Annotated in this window: 1 pseudogene; it reads left to right on the forward strand. The window is 57.3% G+C overall.

The annotated features are described in order from the left end of the window. Positions 1-426 (forward strand): annotated as a pseudogene (locus IEX98_RS16350) (DUF6385 domain-containing protein); the annotation flags it as partial.

Consider the following 426-nt stretch of genomic DNA (forward strand, 5'->3'; position numbering starts at 1 on the left):
GACGGTAGCGGTCTCCGGAGCAACAATTACAGGCGGAACGTTGGGGGCGTTGCTCGGTGCAACGATTACGACAGGTACGTTGGCAGCAGTGTCGGGAGCAACAATCACAGCAGGTACCCTGACTGCGATCCTCGGAGCAACGATTACGGGAGGAACAGTAGCCATCTCAAGTGGTACGGTAGCTCTGTCCGGTGGAACGGTGGCGATATCTGGAGGGACGGTTGCTGTCTCTGGGGCAACAATCACAGGCGGAACATTGGGAGCATTGCTCGGAGCAACGATCACAACGGGTACGTTGGCAGCAGTGTCGGGAGCGACGATCACAGCGGGTACGTTGACTGCGATTCTAGGAGCAACGATCACTGGAGGAACAGTAGCTATCTCAAGTGGTACGGTAGCTCTGTCCGGCGGAACGGTGGCGATATC

Source organism: Paenibacillus radicis (ex Gao et al. 2016) (assembly GCF_014641555.1).
In the GTDB taxonomy this organism is placed as follows: domain Bacteria; phylum Bacillota; class Bacilli; order Paenibacillales; family Paenibacillaceae; genus Pristimantibacillus; species Pristimantibacillus radicis.